Below are 2,492 nucleotides of genomic sequence, written 5' to 3'. Positions count from 1 at the left end.
GAACTCGGCATCGCCTACGAGATGTTCGGCAACCCACCACCCGGCGCCACCGACTGGTACGACGTACAGCTGTGCGGCCCGGGTCCCGTCCAGGTCGGACCGTTCCTGGTGACGCCGTCGCACGGGCTGGACTTCCTAGCGCGCGCGGACACGATCCTGGTCCCCGCCCTCGCGGACATCGACCAACCGCCGGCTCCCGACCTGGTTGCCGCCATCCGCTCCGCCCATAGTTCAGGCGCTCGTATCGCGTCTCTGTGCACCGGCGCGTTCGCCCTGGGCGAGGCGGGCCTGCTCGACGGCCGTCAGGCGACCACCCACTGGGCACATACCGCAGAACTACAGGCTCGCTATCCCGAAGCAGCCGTAGACCCGGACGTCCTCTACACCGACAACGGCAACGTCCTCACCGCTGCGGGCAAAGCGGCAGCAGTGGACCTCTGTCTCCATCTCATCCACCTCGACCACGGCGCCACGATGGCGAACGCGGTCGCCCGGCGCCTCGTCGTACCGCCGCATCGCGCGGGCGGGCAGGCGCAGTTCGTCTCGACTCCGGTCCAGGCGAGCGGCGACCACTCCCTCGCCCAGCTCCTCGCCTGGGCGCAGTCGCGGCTCGACCAGCCGCTGACCGTCACCGATCTGGCGCGGCAGGCAAGCACCAGTCCGCGGCACCTCGGCCGGCAGTTCCGCTCGGTCACCGGGCAGACGCCGCTCCAGTGGCTGCTGACCCAGCGCGTACGCCGGGCACAGCAGTTGCTCGAGTCCACCGACGATCCCGTGGAGAAGGTCGCCGCCGCGACCGGTCTCGGAACGGCGACCACGCTGCGGCGGCACTTCCAGCGGGTGGTCGGCGTACCGCCGAACACGTACCGGCAGTCGTTCCGCAGCACGTAGGCTCGGGCGCCATGAGCCTCCAGGAGCTGCACTTCCACCGGGCACATCTCGACGCCGCCGGCAACCGCCAACTTGCAATCCAGCAGGTCGCCGACCTGTGAGCCCCGAGTTCCGCCCCGCGAGCGCCGCCGACCTCGATGGGATCCTCGCCCTCTATCGCCAACTCCACCCAGCCGATCCACCGGTTCCGGACGCCCGCGACACGTTCACCACGATCCTCGACCGCCCAGGGCTGCACCTCTACGTGCTCGCCGACGGCGCCCAGGTGGTGCCACGACGTACCTCAACCTGATCCCGAACCTGACCCGCGGCGGCGCTCCGTACGCCGTGATCGAGAACGTCGTCGTCGACGCCGCCCGCCGCGGCACCGGACTCGGCAGGCGGATCATGGCCGCAACCCTGCAGACAGCGTGGGACGCCGGCTGCTACAAGGTCATGCTCCAAACCGGCTCCCGCCGCGAGTCCACCCACGCCTTCTACCGCCGCTGCGGTTTCACTCCTGACGAGAAGACGGCGTACGTCGTACATCCGGAATAGGCTGGGTGGGTGTTGACGGAGTTGCGGCGGTTGATTGTTGGGGCTGCCGGGCGTGAGGAGCTTGTCGACGGGTTGTTGTTGTCGATCGTTGAAGCGCCTACGCCTCCGGCGGCGTCGCTTGCCTCGCCGACGTTTGCGCTGGTGGCGCAGGGGCGGAAGCGGCTGGCGCTCGGGCCGCAGGTGTTCGAGTACGGCGCCGGGGACTACCTGGTCGTCTCGGTCGACCTGCCGGTCACCGGGCATTTCGTCGAGGCCTCGCCGTCCGCGCCGTGCCTCGGGGTCGGGCTTGAGCTGCGGCCGTCGACGATCGCGTCGTTGCTCCTCGACACGGCGGAGAAGCCCGGCCCGCCCGTTCGCGGCCTGGTCGTCAGCCGTGCGTCGGACGACCTGATCGACGCGGTGATCCGTCTGCTCCGGCTGCTCGACTCCCCCGAGGACGCGCGGGTCCTCGCGCCGCTGGTCGAGCGCGAGATCCTCTGGCGGCTGCTGCGCAGTACCCAAGGAGCCGCCGTCCGCGACATCGGTCTCGCCGACAGCAGCCTGTCGCACGTCGCGCGGGTGATCCGCTGGATCCGCGACCACTACACCGAGCCGTTCCGCGTCGAGGACCTGGCCGAGATGGCAGGCCTGAGCCCGTCCGCGTTCCACCGGCACTTCCGCACGGTCACCGAACTCACGCCGATCCAGTTCCAGAAGAAGATCCGGCTCCAGGAGGCCCGGCTGCGCGTGGTCGGGCTCGGCGAGGACGTGACGAGCGCCGGGTACGCCGTCGGGTACGACAGCCCGTCCCAGTTCAGCCGCGAGTACCGGCGTGAGTTCGGCGCCCCGCCGAGCCGCGATCGAGCAGGATCAGGCAAGTCACAGCCAGCATCGGTCTAACACATCGCAACCACGGAACCGTCTACTGGACAGGTACCTGTTCCTGACCTGTAGGAGATGTGCACGATCATGCATGTAGCTGTGATCACCGGCGGAAGTTCCGGCATCGGGCAGAGCGCGGCGTTCGAGGTGGCGAAACGCGGTACGGCCGTGCTGCTCACCTATCGCGGCGGCCGCGAGCGTGC

At 69.5% G+C, this 2,492-nt stretch carries 4 protein-coding genes; all 4 read left to right on the top strand.

Going from position 1 to position 2,492, the window contains the following annotated elements; genetic code table 11:
• Window positions 1-891 (top strand): helix-turn-helix domain-containing protein (locus VFF46_RS24635; RefSeq protein WP_325039574.1); only part of this gene is annotated, 891 nt, incomplete at its 5' end.
• A 97-nt stretch (window positions 892-988) separates the two neighbouring features.
• Complete coding sequence (locus tag VFF46_RS24630) at window positions 989-1,183, top strand: hypothetical protein (RefSeq protein ID WP_325039573.1); 195 nt, start codon at window positions 989-991, stop codon at window positions 1,181-1,183.
• A gap of 35 nt (window positions 1,184-1,218) precedes the next feature.
• Window positions 1,219-1,428 carry a GNAT family N-acetyltransferase gene (locus VFF46_RS24625; protein WP_325039572.1) on the top strand — a complete coding sequence of 70 codons (210 nt, stop codon included), beginning with the start codon at window positions 1,219-1,221 and terminating at the stop codon, window positions 1,426-1,428.
• Window positions 1,429-1,437: 9 nt separating this feature from the next.
• A complete protein-coding gene (locus tag VFF46_RS24620) occupies window positions 1,438-2,307 on the top strand; it encodes an AraC family transcriptional regulator (RefSeq protein ID WP_325039571.1) in 870 nt (289 codons plus the stop codon).
• The last annotated feature ends 185 nt before the right edge of the window (window positions 2,308-2,492 follow it).

Source organism: Kribbella sp. (assembly GCF_035655035.1).
Taxonomy (GTDB): Bacteria; Actinomycetota; Actinomycetes; order Propionibacteriales; family Kribbellaceae; genus Kribbella.
The sequence above is the reverse complement of the archived record's forward strand: the minus strand, read 5'-3'. Positions and strand labels throughout refer to the sequence as shown.